General features: G+C 33.3%; 17 protein-coding genes and 1 pseudogene. 13 read left to right on the forward strand and 5 right to left on the reverse strand.

The annotated features are described in order from the left end of the window. Position 1 precedes the first annotated feature (1 nt). Complete coding sequence (locus PGC35_RS06250) at positions 2-1,114, forward strand: conserved virulence factor C family protein (RefSeq protein WP_375218551.1); 1,113 nt, start codon at positions 2-4, stop codon at positions 1,112-1,114. Between the two features lie 51 nt (positions 1,115-1,165). Here the strand turns inward: PGC35_RS06250 and PGC35_RS06255 are convergent, their stop codons facing one another. Beyond that, positions 1,166-2,047, reverse strand: a complete 882-nt coding sequence (locus PGC35_RS06255; RefSeq protein WP_375218552.1) for a LysR family transcriptional regulator — start codon at positions 2,045-2,047, stop codon at positions 1,166-1,168. A 133-nt stretch (positions 2,048-2,180) separates the two neighbouring features. On the opposite strand from PGC35_RS06255, the gene PGC35_RS06260 reads away from it, so the two are divergent. From PGC35_RS06260 to PGC35_RS06280, 5 genes are all read left to right on the forward strand, one after another. Beyond that, positions 2,181-2,939, forward strand: a complete 759-nt coding sequence (locus PGC35_RS06260; RefSeq protein WP_375218553.1) for an alpha/beta hydrolase — start codon at positions 2,181-2,183, stop codon at positions 2,937-2,939. Between the two features lie 111 nt (positions 2,940-3,050). Then, positions 3,051-3,305: a hypothetical protein gene (locus tag PGC35_RS06265; protein ID WP_375218554.1), complete on the forward strand. Its 255-nt coding sequence runs from the start codon at positions 3,051-3,053 to the stop codon at positions 3,303-3,305. A gap of 33 nt (positions 3,306-3,338) precedes the next feature. Next, positions 3,339-4,040: a DUF421 domain-containing protein gene (locus PGC35_RS06270; protein WP_375218555.1), complete on the forward strand. Its 702-nt coding sequence runs from the start codon at positions 3,339-3,341 to the stop codon at positions 4,038-4,040. A 31-nt stretch (positions 4,041-4,071) separates the two neighbouring features. Next, on the forward strand, positions 4,072-4,497 hold the full coding sequence (locus tag PGC35_RS06275; protein WP_375218556.1) for a hypothetical protein: 426 nt from the start codon (positions 4,072-4,074) through the stop codon (positions 4,495-4,497). Positions 4,498-4,717: 220 nt separating this feature from the next. Then, positions 4,718-4,858 carry a hypothetical protein gene (locus PGC35_RS06280; protein WP_172794332.1) on the forward strand — a complete coding sequence of 47 codons (141 nt, stop codon included), beginning with the start codon at positions 4,718-4,720 and terminating at the stop codon, positions 4,856-4,858. A gap of 322 nt (positions 4,859-5,180) precedes the next feature. Here the strand turns inward: PGC35_RS06280 and PGC35_RS06285 are convergent. The 4 genes and pseudogenes from PGC35_RS06285 to PGC35_RS06300 form a co-directional block, all read right to left on the reverse strand. Continuing rightward, positions 5,181-5,567 (reverse strand): annotated as a pseudogene (locus PGC35_RS06285) (tyrosine-type recombinase/integrase); the annotation flags it as partial. Positions 5,568-5,612: 45 nt separating this feature from the next. Beyond that, a complete protein-coding gene (locus tag PGC35_RS06290) occupies positions 5,613-5,912 on the reverse strand; it encodes a site-specific integrase (RefSeq protein ID WP_375218557.1) in 300 nt (99 codons plus the stop codon). After that, positions 5,897-6,277: a hypothetical protein gene (locus PGC35_RS06295; protein ID WP_375218558.1), complete on the reverse strand. Its 381-nt coding sequence runs from the start codon at positions 6,275-6,277 to the stop codon at positions 5,897-5,899. Before PGC35_RS06295 ends, PGC35_RS06290 begins: the two co-directional genes overlap by 16 nt. A 465-nt stretch (positions 6,278-6,742) precedes the next feature. After that, complete coding sequence (locus PGC35_RS06300; protein ID WP_375218559.1) at positions 6,743-7,054, reverse strand: hypothetical protein; 312 nt, start codon at positions 7,052-7,054, stop codon at positions 6,743-6,745. 155 nt (positions 7,055-7,209) lie between these two features. Between PGC35_RS06300 and PGC35_RS06305 the strand changes: the two genes are divergently transcribed. The 7 genes from PGC35_RS06305 to PGC35_RS06335 all read left to right on the forward strand — a co-directional run bounded on the left by PGC35_RS06305 (position 7,210) and on the right by PGC35_RS06335 (position 12,632). After that, entirely contained in the window at positions 7,210-8,157 is a 948-nt protein-coding gene (locus PGC35_RS06305) for a hypothetical protein (RefSeq protein WP_375218560.1), read from the forward strand. 318 nt (positions 8,158-8,475) lie between these two features. Then, positions 8,476-8,781, forward strand: coding sequence for a hypothetical protein (locus PGC35_RS06310; RefSeq protein ID WP_375218561.1), 306 nt, complete (start codon positions 8,476-8,478; stop codon positions 8,779-8,781). A gap of 152 nt (positions 8,782-8,933) precedes the next feature. Then, on the forward strand, positions 8,934-9,371 hold the full coding sequence (locus PGC35_RS06315) for a BrxA/BrxB family bacilliredoxin (protein ID WP_375218747.1): 438 nt from the start codon (positions 8,934-8,936) through the stop codon (positions 9,369-9,371). Continuing rightward, complete coding sequence (locus PGC35_RS06320) at positions 9,368-10,147, forward strand: class I SAM-dependent methyltransferase (RefSeq protein WP_375218562.1); 780 nt, start codon at positions 9,368-9,370, stop codon at positions 10,145-10,147. The genes PGC35_RS06315 and PGC35_RS06320 overlap by 4 nt, the downstream gene beginning before the upstream one ends. A 385-nt stretch (positions 10,148-10,532) precedes the next feature. Next, on the forward strand, positions 10,533-11,108 hold the full coding sequence (locus PGC35_RS06325) for a YpjP family protein (protein WP_375218563.1): 576 nt from the start codon (positions 10,533-10,535) through the stop codon (positions 11,106-11,108). 66 nt (positions 11,109-11,174) lie between these two features. After that, positions 11,175-12,119, forward strand: coding sequence for a thymidylate synthase (locus PGC35_RS06330; RefSeq protein ID WP_375218564.1), 945 nt, complete (start codon positions 11,175-11,177; stop codon positions 12,117-12,119). Between the two features lie 21 nt (positions 12,120-12,140). Further along, a complete protein-coding gene (locus PGC35_RS06335) occupies positions 12,141-12,632 on the forward strand; it encodes a dihydrofolate reductase (protein ID WP_375218565.1) in 492 nt (163 codons plus the stop codon). Positions 12,633-12,739 lie beyond the last annotated feature (107 nt).

Here is a 12,739-nt window from a genome sequence, read left to right on the forward strand (position 1 = left end):
AGTGAAAATAATATCAATTGAACCAACACCAAGTCCGAATACGATGAAAGTAGTAATCGACAAAGAACTACCATTTGGCAAAAGTCATAATTATAAAATAGATAATATCGATGGAGCACCAATTGAAATCCAAAAAATTATGGAAATCGAAGGTGTGAAAGGTGTTTACCATGTTGCAGATTTCTTAGCACTTGAAAGAAACGCAAAGTTTTCTTGGGAATCCATTTTAGCTTCTGTTGAAAATGTTTTCGGTGCTGAAAATGATTCTACTATTAGTGAAAAGCCAATAGACCACTATGGTGAAGTATATGTACATGTACAACAATATAAAGGCATCCCTCTTCAAGTAAAAGTTTTTGACAGTGAATCTGAGTCACGTTATGGTTTATCCGAACGATTCATAAATGCATTGGATACCGCGATGGAGGGTGACAAAGAAAATTATATCTTATTACGCAAGTGGGTAGATTTCGGTGTTCGTTACGGAGAGCAAAAAGAAATAGGTGAGCAAATAGTTAAAGAGCTCGAAGCAACATTTCCCCAAAGTAAACTTCAACAACTAATTGATGAGAAGGATCATCCTAGTGATGAAAAATCTGCAATTCGTGTTCCATTTACATTGGAACAATTTGAAGCGAGCGAATGGGAACAAAGATTCCAATTACTTAATAACTTGATCAATCCCGAATTAATAGATTTACCAATATTAGCTAAAGCAATTCAAGACGAGCAGGTGTCCATTCGCAGACTTGCTACCGTTTATCTAGGATTAATTGAGGATGAGGCAGTAATTCCTTATTTAGAAATAGCGTTAAAGGATAAAAGTGCAGCTGTTAGAAGAACTGCTGGAGATGCAATGAGTGATTTAGGATTTGACCAATTTGCAGATGCGATGAAGGTTGCTCTATTCGACAAAAATAAACTAGTTCGTTGGAGAGCAGCAATGTATTTCTATGAGGTAGGTACTATTGATGCACTGCAGACACTTAAAGAAGCAATCGATGACAAGGAATATGAAGTTAAACTCCAAATTCGAATGGCTATTGCTCGAATTGAAGAAGGGGAAGAAGCAAAAGGTTCCGTTTGGAAGCAAATGAATGATGCTCGAAAATAATAAAAACGATAGAAAAAAAGAAGCTTTCTTCTCAAGAGAAGAGCTTCTTTTTTATTGATGCAGAAAATAATTAAGTACAAAATGCTGAAATTGTTTGGCAGCAGGAGATAAATAACGATTTTTTACTACCGCCATTCCAATAATCCTCTCGCATGTAACTCCCTTTACACGTAGTTTAGCTATTTTATTTGAATTTATTTCTCCACCATCAGGAAGTATAGAAAAACCTAGCCCTGCGGCAACGAAGCCAGCAATAGTAGCTACTTCATCCCCTTCAAAAGAAATATTTGGAGTAACACCTGCTTCTTGAAAAATCTCATCTGTTGTTTTTCGAAGAGCATACCCTTTTTTCATAGAAATAAATGATTCATCTGCTATTTCTTTTAGCGTAATGCTTTCTCGATTAGCAAGTGGATGATTAGTTTGTACAATAACATAAAGTTCATCACGCCATAACTCTGTCCATTCTATTGAACTTTCTTCAACCATCGAAGCGAGTAAGCAAAGGTCCAAATCTCCTGTAAGTAGTTGTTTTAATTGTGTATGTGTATGATTTTGTGTAAATTGAAATGTAATCTTTGGGAATTGCTCGTGAAATGCCCGAATAATATTTGGAAGGGAACTTGTACCAAGTGTATGTAAAAATCCAAGGGACACTTCTCCTTCCCCCGGATCAATCAATTGTTTTATTTCTTCTAATCCCTCGTTCATCTCCTTCAATATTCTCTCCACCCGAAGAAGAAACATATGACCATAGCGATTTAATACAATAGACCGGCCTTGTCTATCAAATAACGGTACACCTATTTCCTCTTCTAATCCCGCTATGGAGCGACTCAAAGCTGGTTGGGAAATAGATAACGTTTCTGCTGCATGTGTCATATGTTGTATTTTTGCCAGCGTATGAAAATATTCTAAACGTTGCCATTCCAAAAAAAATCGCCTCCATCGATTAATGCATTTTATGCATCATTTTAATACAAATAATAAATTATAATTTATTGGTTGTCAATGATAGTATTATCTTAATAATTTAACACTTTAATTTGATAAAGGGGAAATTCCAATGAAAGTAATCGCACCCAAATCTTTAACGTTTGAAGGAGGAAAGAGAGCTGTATTATTGCTTCACGGTTTTACTGGTAGCACAAAAGATGTAAAAAGATTAGGGGAATATCTGCAAAAAAGGGGATATACTTGCCATGCTCCAATGTATAGCGGGCACGGGGTAACACCTGAAGAATTATTACAAACTAGTCCATTAGACTGGTGGAAAGACGCTGTTGAAGGTTATCATCATTTAAAAAATAAAGGATATGATGAAATAGCAGTAGCAGGTATTTCGTTAGGTGGTGTATTTTCATTAAAAGTTGCGGAGGAATTTCCAGTAAAAGCAGTTGTTTCTATGTGCGCACCTATAAAGAGAAACAGTTCAAATGGTTTGTTTGAAAGATTATATAACTATGCGAAGATATATAAGTCTTTTGAGGGCAAATCAAGAGATGAAATTATAGAAGAATTAGAGGAATTAAAAAATAGACCGATCGACTCTTTAAATGGAATTATGGAGTTAACAGAAATTACATGTGAGCAATTGAACTCCATCACTTCGCCAACACTTGTTCTTCAAGGAGCATTAGATGATCAAATTTATAAAGAAAGTGCAACGTTTATCCATGAACACGTGGAGGCAAATGAAAAAAATATAATTTGGTATAAAGAGTCTGGACATATTATTACTGTAGGAAAAGAAAAAGATAAAGTATGCGAGGATGTCTACGAATTTTTAAATCAAGTAGCTTGGTCGGATTACAAATATGCTTAAAATGAAACACCTTCAAACATTTGAAGGTGTTTTTACAATTTAGGAAAAAAATGAGTAAATAATTGAAAATAAGCTAATAATAAAAAGACTTAGACGGAGAAGAGGGAGTATATGAATGAGCAAAATGAAAAAGAAGAACAATTAGTTAAAGATGAACTTCATATCACCTATCATTTCTCCGTATTGTTCACTATTCTTGGAAGTTTATTTATTTTCTTATTGTTAAGCAATAAAGTAGAGAGCTTAAATTTATTCATTATTGTTCTTTCTATAACAGCTGGAGGACTCCCTTTAGGTCTTAGTGGTGCATTTTTAGATTATAAAGTTTCAGAATATAAAGCAAAAAACAATAAAGTTCTAAAATAAATTAAGTCGTTGGATATGAAGTGGGGAGTAAAAATGGATTTTTTTTATGGACAAGAGTCTCTGACAGCAATCCAGTGGATATTGCGAGCAATTGTTTCATTCGGTTTCTTGTTACTAGCAACTAAAGTTATGGGAAGAAGATCTATCTCTCAGTTAAGATTAATTGATTTCACTATTGCTTTAGTACTTGGAAACATATTAGCACATCCACTTTCAGACGAAGGATTAGGATTAGAAGGATCCCTTATTACTACAGCAGTATTAACTATTTTGTATTTGACTATTGTACTTTTGAGTTTAAAATCAAATACTTTCAGAAAATGGCTCGAGCCGAATCCTTTTCCTCTTATAAAAAATGGAGAAATCAAGTATAAAGGACTGAGGAAAGCAAGAATAACATTGGACCACTTATTATCCGAAGCAAGAAAAGTAAGTATAGAAGAAATTGACCAAGTCGCTCTCGCAATATGGGAGCCCGATGGAACAATCTCTTTTTTCATGTCACCGCAATTTCAACCTTTAACTCCATCTGATATGAAGATGGTTAAAAATCCTTTTTGTTTACCATTAACAGTTATAAAAAATGGTAAGGTTGAGTGCAAGTTTTTAAAACAAGCAGGTAAGGATATTACTTGGTTAGAGAATAAAGTGAAAACACTAAATGTACCTATACATGATATACTGTTAGCAACGATTGATAGTAATGAGGAACTAAAAGTCTATTTGTATAAATAAATATGTTTAATTGAAGTAGAGGGGGATTAAGATGAAATTAATTAAAGTTTTTTTAAGTATTTTCGTTATTGTAGTAATTATAGGGATTGCTGCTTACTATTTTGCTCCTAAACTAGTTGCCGATCAAGTAATGGATAAGGTAGCAGTAGAATTAGAAAATAGTGGTCAGCTCGAGAATATTAAACAAGAAATCAGCAATGATCCTCAGTTACAGGCGTTTATTGAGGAAGGTGAAAATGTAGATAGTAGCAAACTTCCATTCCAAACAAAAGAAGAAGCAACTAGAGTATTAGCCAAAAAGTTTAAAATCAGTGATATTCAAGATATTCAAGCAAAAGCACAAGATGGTATGTCAGCAGAGGAAAAACAGGAGATTTTTAATAAACTTGAAAGTACTTTAACAGAAGAAGAAATGTTAGCATTAAAAGTATTAGCATATAAGGAACTCTCTAAATAATCTTTGAACCAACTTAAAAAATGATAGCAAATCACGAAGTTATTTTGCTATCATTTTTTTCTTTGTATTTATTTTTATACTTTATTTGGTATAGGGTTATTAGTTCCCTTAAGAAAGAAATGACGAATCATAAACATTTCGAAATTTTTAAATGTATTATGCATATTTTTCAGTTTTAAGAGAACATTAACAAGAGTAAATAAAGTATGGAGGGTTTAGAATGAATTATAAAAAATATGTGCTTTCAATTATGACTGTTATTTTATCAACAGGTTTAATGTTTGGATGCAACGGTGTAGATGAAGATGAACCAGATCCAAGTGAAGAACCAACAGAACAGCAAGAAGATAATAGTCAATAAAAGTTTATCCATTAACTAGGGTAGTAAATTACATCGTTCAAAACTGAACGGTGTTTTTTTATTTAGCTCTATTAAAAATGATTTGGTACGAAAATATAAATAATAAGTGAAAAAAAGAGTAGAATATAAATTAGAAATCTCTTAAGATAAAGGGAAATTGAGAATCAACGAAAGTAGGAGAATAGATGAACGCTTACGATGAATATATGCCTTCACTACTTCTTAAACCCTTGATATATCAACGTTTTTAATCGAATAAATGTTAGCAATGTAGAAAAAATAACATACTGCTAACATTTATTTTATTTTTATCTTTTTTCCATCAAATAACTGAACTTATCATGCATTTTTTCATCGCACTTTCTCGCATTCCCTTCGTGACATGTAAATAGATGTCGGTGGGTGTTCTAGAATCCTTATGACCAACTCTGTCCATAATATAATTCAAATCAGCCCCAGCTTCTGCAAGTAAACTAATATGAGTATGCCGTAGCATATAAGTATGGAGGCTCTTTGTAATGGATGTTTTCTGTCCGATTCTGTAAACAGTTTGCCGTAGATATTTTACTGTTGGAGGATGGCCATCTTCAGTACTGAAAACAAATTTGCTTTCAGGGTAATTTAATGCTTTTTTCTTTTCAAGCATTTCTTTTATCATACCCATAATAATAGGATCAACATCTACCACACGCTTTCCATTCTTAGTTTTAGGCGGGACTAATGCGAATGTTCCTTTTTTACTTTTTTTAGAAGGCTAAGTCGTTTTCGTAATGCTGATTAAACAATTTTCAAAATCAATATCAGATTCTAATAGAGAAATAGCTTCTCCGGGTCGCATACCTGTAAATGCAATCAGATGAAGAATAGGGGAGATTATAATATTTCGATACTTATTTACATACTCTAAAAACTCTTCTAATTCATCCGGTTCAAGATATAACTTGGACACATTACTTCCATCAATGTCCTCAATTTCTAGTTTATTTTTTGGTATAAATGCAGAATCAGTAGGATTGTCTTTGATTAATTTAACTTCCTTTACATATCGAAACAACATACCAGCTGCATAATTTTTAATATAGCTTGATACTTAACTGATGTGACCAACTTAACAGGCAATTGTCCAATGTGTTTATTTATTAAGGATAAACAAAATTCACGATAGTCATTTGTATTTGGTTTGTTTCCTCTCAATAAATAATTTTCAAACCATATTATAGAAAAGTCCACTACTTTAATATCAGGATCGAATGAAAATTGTTGTTTTGCTTCTTCTATGGCAGCTTCTACTCGACTTTTAGCTTCTGCTTTGCTTTTTCCTCTTCGAGAAATTTGTCTGCGTTTACCTGTAATCGGATTCTTTGGACCATCCGCAACCCATAGCCACTTTTTTCCTTTTACTAGCTCTTCAAAATACATAAAATCACTCCTTACATTCAAGCTACCATGGATAATTCAGAATGCCGGTCTTTTACAGCAGTTGATAACAATTGAATGTGATTTATTGTATTAAAGAGTTATCAGAAGTATCTCTACTTATCTCACATCCTTAATAAATGTATTGCATATAGCTAATCAAATACTGATGCAATCTCTTATGACAAACCCTCACTCTACATGAAAAGTCTTCTGAATGGTCCATAAACCCAGTTCTATTTGGAACGTTTGTTCCTGTTTAGTTTAAAACAAAACCACTCCTAATGGAAGGAGTGGTTTTGTAACATTACAAAACATAAACTAAACAGAGGACCCTGCTTTATAGATGAATCATATTTAATGCCTAGGTGCCAAATAATGAGAAATAACCCATCATGTGCCACTAAATCTATGATATTTTATTTTTATGGTTTCCATTCAACTAATAAAATAGAGTTGTGAACTGAATTATTCTTGTATTGCTCCATTAGAATATTGATCTTTTTCTATTTGCACCCACTTTATTAGATTATGTCTATCATCTGGATATGTTTCTTCATATTGTTTTAATTCTTCTAATAACTCATTTCCTTTTTTGGTTAAGCGAGCAGCTTTAATAGAAAATTCGTCATTCACTCTTAAAACTCTTTCTAATAACCCTTGCTTTTCCAAAAAAAATATAAAATTTTCAAATTCTCTAGTTGTTAACCCATAGTCTTTTCCACATGGAATATAATTTTTTCGACTAATTTCTCTTAAAATACTATACCCTACTCGCATTTTGAATCCCCCTTTATGACCTATTATAGCATAAAATGTAATATTATGAAAATTCGTTATTTACAAAATAGTTAATAAATGTTATTTTTGTATTGGAGACGAGCTCATTTTCAAATTAACTTTGATGACGATCAGAGATTAAACAGGAGGCTAACATGACACTAAAAAAATATTTTATTTTCGTTCTAGCTATTCTTTTGATTGTATCAACTCCATTGTCTATTTCAGCTAAGAAAAATGAAACTACAAACCTCAAAAACTCAATATCTGTATCTGTAATTGATTCCATGTCTTCAGAGGTTAAAACAGGAATCACTATAACTGAACTTTCTCTTAACGATTATCTTACTAATTTGGTTGAAACAAGTGAAGATTCAAACGCATCTTTTAATCTGAATAAAATAAGCAAAAAAGACTTGTCTTATTTTGGACAATTCAATCAAGATTTTCTACCAACTCACATAGTAACATTTAAGTACTCGGATAGTAACGGGGTAATAACACAAACAGATAAATACTATATTTTTGTTGAACAAGTACCAGTTGAAAGTGAAATTTCACCTATGGCTGTTGATACTATTTTTGATATTGGAAGCTTCTCACTTTCATTGTATGAGTATAATCAAAACCCAAGTTTCTGGAGTGGTTTCTGGGTAGTTGCTGATGGAGCAGCAATGGTATTTCCAGGAATTCCTGCTGTCAGTGGAGTTAATAGAATGATACAAGACAGTCCATCTGTTTTAAAGCCGGCTCTAGCAAAAGGTGTAAGACCATATAGTACACTTCAAAATATATCTGCACCTAGTAATTATATGGGGAACGGTTGGGAAAGACATCATATTTTCGAAAAACGTTTTGCAGGAAAACTGGACACAACAGAAGGAAAAATGCTATCGATTTTTATACCAAAGTATAACTATCATTATCAAATCACTCAAAGAATGAGTAAGAAAATACCTTGGTATGAAGCACTTTTCTGGACTAAAGATGCTACACTTAGAGCACATACAGAAGCTTATGGGGAACTATGGGCTGAAAGTGGTTTTGCTGATGAATATTGGGAATTCCTGTATAAGTTTTCTCAGCAACATCAATACGATTAAAATAGTTGATAAATCTGGCCACCATTTAATATGGTGGTTTTTTTAGCTGTTTTTTATAACATAGAATCAGAAATTAATTAATTCCCGGTCTACAAATGGCTTTAGATAAAAAGGCGTTGACTTCACAGCTTGGAGATATTTCTACATTATCAACGGAAAATAAGACTTCTATAGTTAGTGCGATTAATGAAGTTAATTTGAAACCCGGTGGTGGTGGATGAGAATATGTGAAGATTTCCAAAATTGATGGGACTACTGCTTTCTCTTATTCCGAAGCACAGAATGTAGCTAGCTGGATATAAGAAGATACGCATTATATTGAAGGATATTGGTAGAAAAGTGGAAAATGCGACATATACTGCTTATACGCTTAGTCTTATGTTAGGCACTACAGGTGGAACAAATATGTACACACAGAACACGCTAATCGGTACTGCGCCAACTGTTGACAGTACTCGAATCATGATAATAGGGGTAAATGCTGGTTCTGACAATTTTAGTATGAAATGGGTATCTGGTTATATTGATATTGACCTATCAACAAATATGCCTTTCGTAGAAAGTACATTATGGAACATAGGAAACTCTTTCATTTTATCAAAACCTTTTTATAATCAATTATAACGTTTGTAAAAATTATAATAACAATAAAAACTAACAAAAAAATAACATTAAAAGTGAAAAAAAGTGAAAATACAAGTAAACTTGAGTAGAATATAAATTAGAAATCCCTTAAGATAAAGGGAAATTGAGAATCAACGAAAGTAGGAGAAATGATGAACGCGTACGATGAATATATGAAACAAGTAGTAAAACCAATGAGAAGTGAGTTAACAGATGCTGGATTTACAGAATTAGTAACCCCTGAGGATGTACAGAATCATATGGCTAACGCTGAGGGAGTGTCCTTAATAATGATTAACTCAGTGTGTGGATGTGCTGCAGGTTTAGCAAGACCAGCAGTAGTTGCCGCAGTTAATGAGTTAGACAAAAAACCGGATAATCTAGTAACAGTATTTGCCGGACAAGACCAAGATGCTACAGCGACTATGAGAAGTTATTTCGAGGAGATTCCTCCAAGCTCACCTTCAATTGCAATATGGAAAGATAAAGAATTGGCATACTTTATCCCACGTGAACAAATAGAAAGTAATTCGATGGAAACTATTAAAGATCATTTGTCTGGTGTGCTTACCCAAATCGTTTCTTCATGAAAACAATCGTAACTACAGCTGGAAGAACAAATGAATCATTTATTGAAAAAGCACAAACTATTGCAACTGAGCTTTCTATATCTTATGTAAATCGGAGTAAGAAATCTGTAAGAGCTATGCATGAACAATATGACTCGGATTTATTAGTAGTTAGCAAGGAAAGACTAGAGTTCTACGCTAATGGCTCAAATATTCCTTTTTTCTTTCATCCAAATTCCGCTGCATTTCGGTTGAAAAGGCTTCTAAAAGGTGAATCTGATTCCTTTTTAGAAGCAACAAATCTGAAAAGAGGGAATAGTTTTTTCGACGCAACTGCTGGATTATGCTCGGATAGCATAATTGCTGCTTATGCAACTGGGGATATGGGTACTGTTTATGCATGTGAAGTAAATGAAATCATTGCCTATATTGTGTCAGTTGGTTTAAAAAATTATGAGACTGATTTTGTTGAGTTAAAAACATGTATGAGAAATGTGAAATTAGCACATGTGAATGCTGTGGAAGCATTAAAAGCAACAGAAAGCAACTCATATGATGTAGTATATATGGACCCGATGTTTGAAGAGTTAATTGAGGAGTCCTCAAACTTTCAACCACTCCGAGCAATTGGGCAACATCACTTATTAACACTGGAGTGGGTGGAAGAAGCCAAAAGAGTTGCAAAGAAAAGAGTAGTTGTAAAAGCTCATTTCCGTTCGGATTTATTTGAAAGATTTGGATTTCATAGACTTACCCGACAGACCTCTAAATTTCATTATGGCATCATTGAAATATAAAGAAACGCTTCGTAAAGCGTTTCTTTTTAGTTGTTGTCTGAATACGTGGTAGCCATATATGTATCGAAAAAAAGAGAGTTGTGACTATCGTCACGACTCTCTTTTATAAAAAACACGCGGAAAAGTCTGTCCAAAACAAACCGAGAACGTTTGAACTTAGTCAGTAAAGTTTAGAGAAGTTAAATATCCTAATAAAAATAAAAATCCAATTCCAATTACTAAGCTTGTACTCATAATAAATTCTCCTCCTTATTCAAAAAACGTACTGTATGTTTACAACATTTATTGTACAATGAAAGAGAGGATTTATAAACCTTTTGTTCTCCAAAACGTTTATAATCATAATTGTTCTTTAAAAAATGGTCAAAATTGAAGGTGATATTTGTTGAAGAAATGGATTAAAAAATCAATTATTATTACGGTAGCATTGCTAACATTCGGTCTAATCTCTCCGGATCATCTTATTTGGGAGCATTTATTAGACAACAAAAATCCAGAAAAGTCTTTTCATTCAAATGTAGAGAACATCGGTTATGAACAGGTAGAAATTGATGAGGGTCTGGCATTAACGGATTCTATTTCCACAGCAGCAAGAGAACAATCATACATAAAGTTTGGCGAGCGTATAGGTCCTGTAATCCAAAATGAATTTAATGAAATCATCTTCCCACGTATACAGGAAGTGATTGATACAACGGTTGCTAAAATGGCTCAAGATAAAGTCATAAATTTGGCTATAACCGAGCAGCCATCAGGGGAATATCACGAGAAAATATTTAACATTTATAATAATGAAACAAGAAAAGATTTAATCCGATTTCATGTGAGAACAGACAAAAAACCACAAGATGGGTATTATTTTAATTTTCATTATCATCTTGCAGAAGACAAGTATTCAAAGCATTATGCATTAGGAGAAATTTATTGGTCCAAAAATACACCTCCTAAGTGGCTCTCATAAATGAGAGCTTTTTTGTTATAATAGGAAACTTAGAATGAATAGAAATTAAAAAAAAGGGGAATTCCAATGGAACAGTACTTAAACTTATGCAAATATATTAAAGATAATGGAGTTATAAAGGAAGATCGAACCGGTATTGGCACGAAAAGTGTCTTTGGTTATCAGATGCGCTTTAATTTAGAGAACGGTTTTCCACTTGTAACAACGAAAAAGACAGCATTTCGATTAGTTGTGAGTGAATTATTATGGTTCCTTAAAGGGGACACAAATGTGAAAACATTAATGAAGGAAAATAATCATATCTGGGATGAATGGGCTTTTGAAAAATGGGTAAATAGTCCAAACTACCAAGGGCCAGATATGACCAACTTTGGTGTAAGAGCAGAGAATGACCATACATTTAAGACAATTGTAGAACAACAAATGGAGATTTTCCGTTCTAAAATACTTTCTGATGATCAATTCGCAAATGAATTTGGTGATTTAGGTCCAGTTTACGGAAAACAATGGAGATCGTGGCCAGGTAATGATGGACAAACGATAGATCAAGTTCAAAATCTTATTAATCAGTTAAAAAACAATCCAGATTCCAGAAGACATATTATTACAGCATGGAACCCTGCAGAAGTAGATGATATGGCACTACCACCATGTCATTCTTTCATGCAGTTCTACGTGGCAAATGGGAAGCTATCCTGTCAACTGTATCAACGAAGTGCAGATGTATTTTTAGGTGTTCCTTTTAATATAGCTTCGTACGCATTATTAACACATTTAATAGCAAAAGAATGTCAATTGAAAGTTGGAGAATTCGTTCATACACTTGGAGATGCTCATTTATATTTAAATCATATTGATCAAGTCGAAACGCAGCTACAACGGGAGCCAAAAAAGTTACCTACACTCTTACTTTCTGACGATAAAAATTCTATTTTTGACTTTGAAGTAGAGGATATTTCTTTAGATGGATATGATCCACATCCTCGTATTAAAGCACCTATTGCGGTGTAAGGAAGTAAAGGAGATAAAATGATGATTTCATTAATCGTAGCACATGATCCAAATAGAGTAATCGGTTTAAACAACGAGATGCCTTGGCATATTCCGGGAGATTTAGCTTATTTTAAAAATAAAACGATGGGCAAGGCAATGGTAATGGGTAGAAAAACTTTTGAATCGATAGGAAGAGTTCTTCCTGGAAGAAAAAATATTGTGATTACAAGAAATCCCTCTTATAAGGTAGAAGGTGCAGATGTAGTAAGTACGATCGAAGAAGCGATTAATATTGCGAAGGATTTCCACGAGGAAGTTATGATAATTGGTGGAGAACAAATATTTAGATCAGTATTGTCAAAAGCGGATCGACTCTATATAACATTTATACAAAATGTTTTTGAAGGGGACACTTTTTTTCCGACATATAGTTCTGATGAATGGGACCTTGTTGATACTTCGGAAGATTTTCAAACGCCCGAAGGCATTACATTTGCCTATTTGGTTTACGAAAGAAAGGTAAATGACTAAGTTGTATACCTCTTTAAGAACATTTGGGTTTTTATTTGCTTACTTACCTGCAAGTATGCCGATACTTCATCAAGTAAAAGCTCAAAAAAACGAATTGTATCGAAAAG

Origin of the sequence: Psychrobacillus sp. PGGUH221, from assembly GCF_042055255.1 — a bacterium.
Taxonomy (GTDB): Bacteria; Bacillota; Bacilli; order Bacillales_A; family Planococcaceae; genus Psychrobacillus.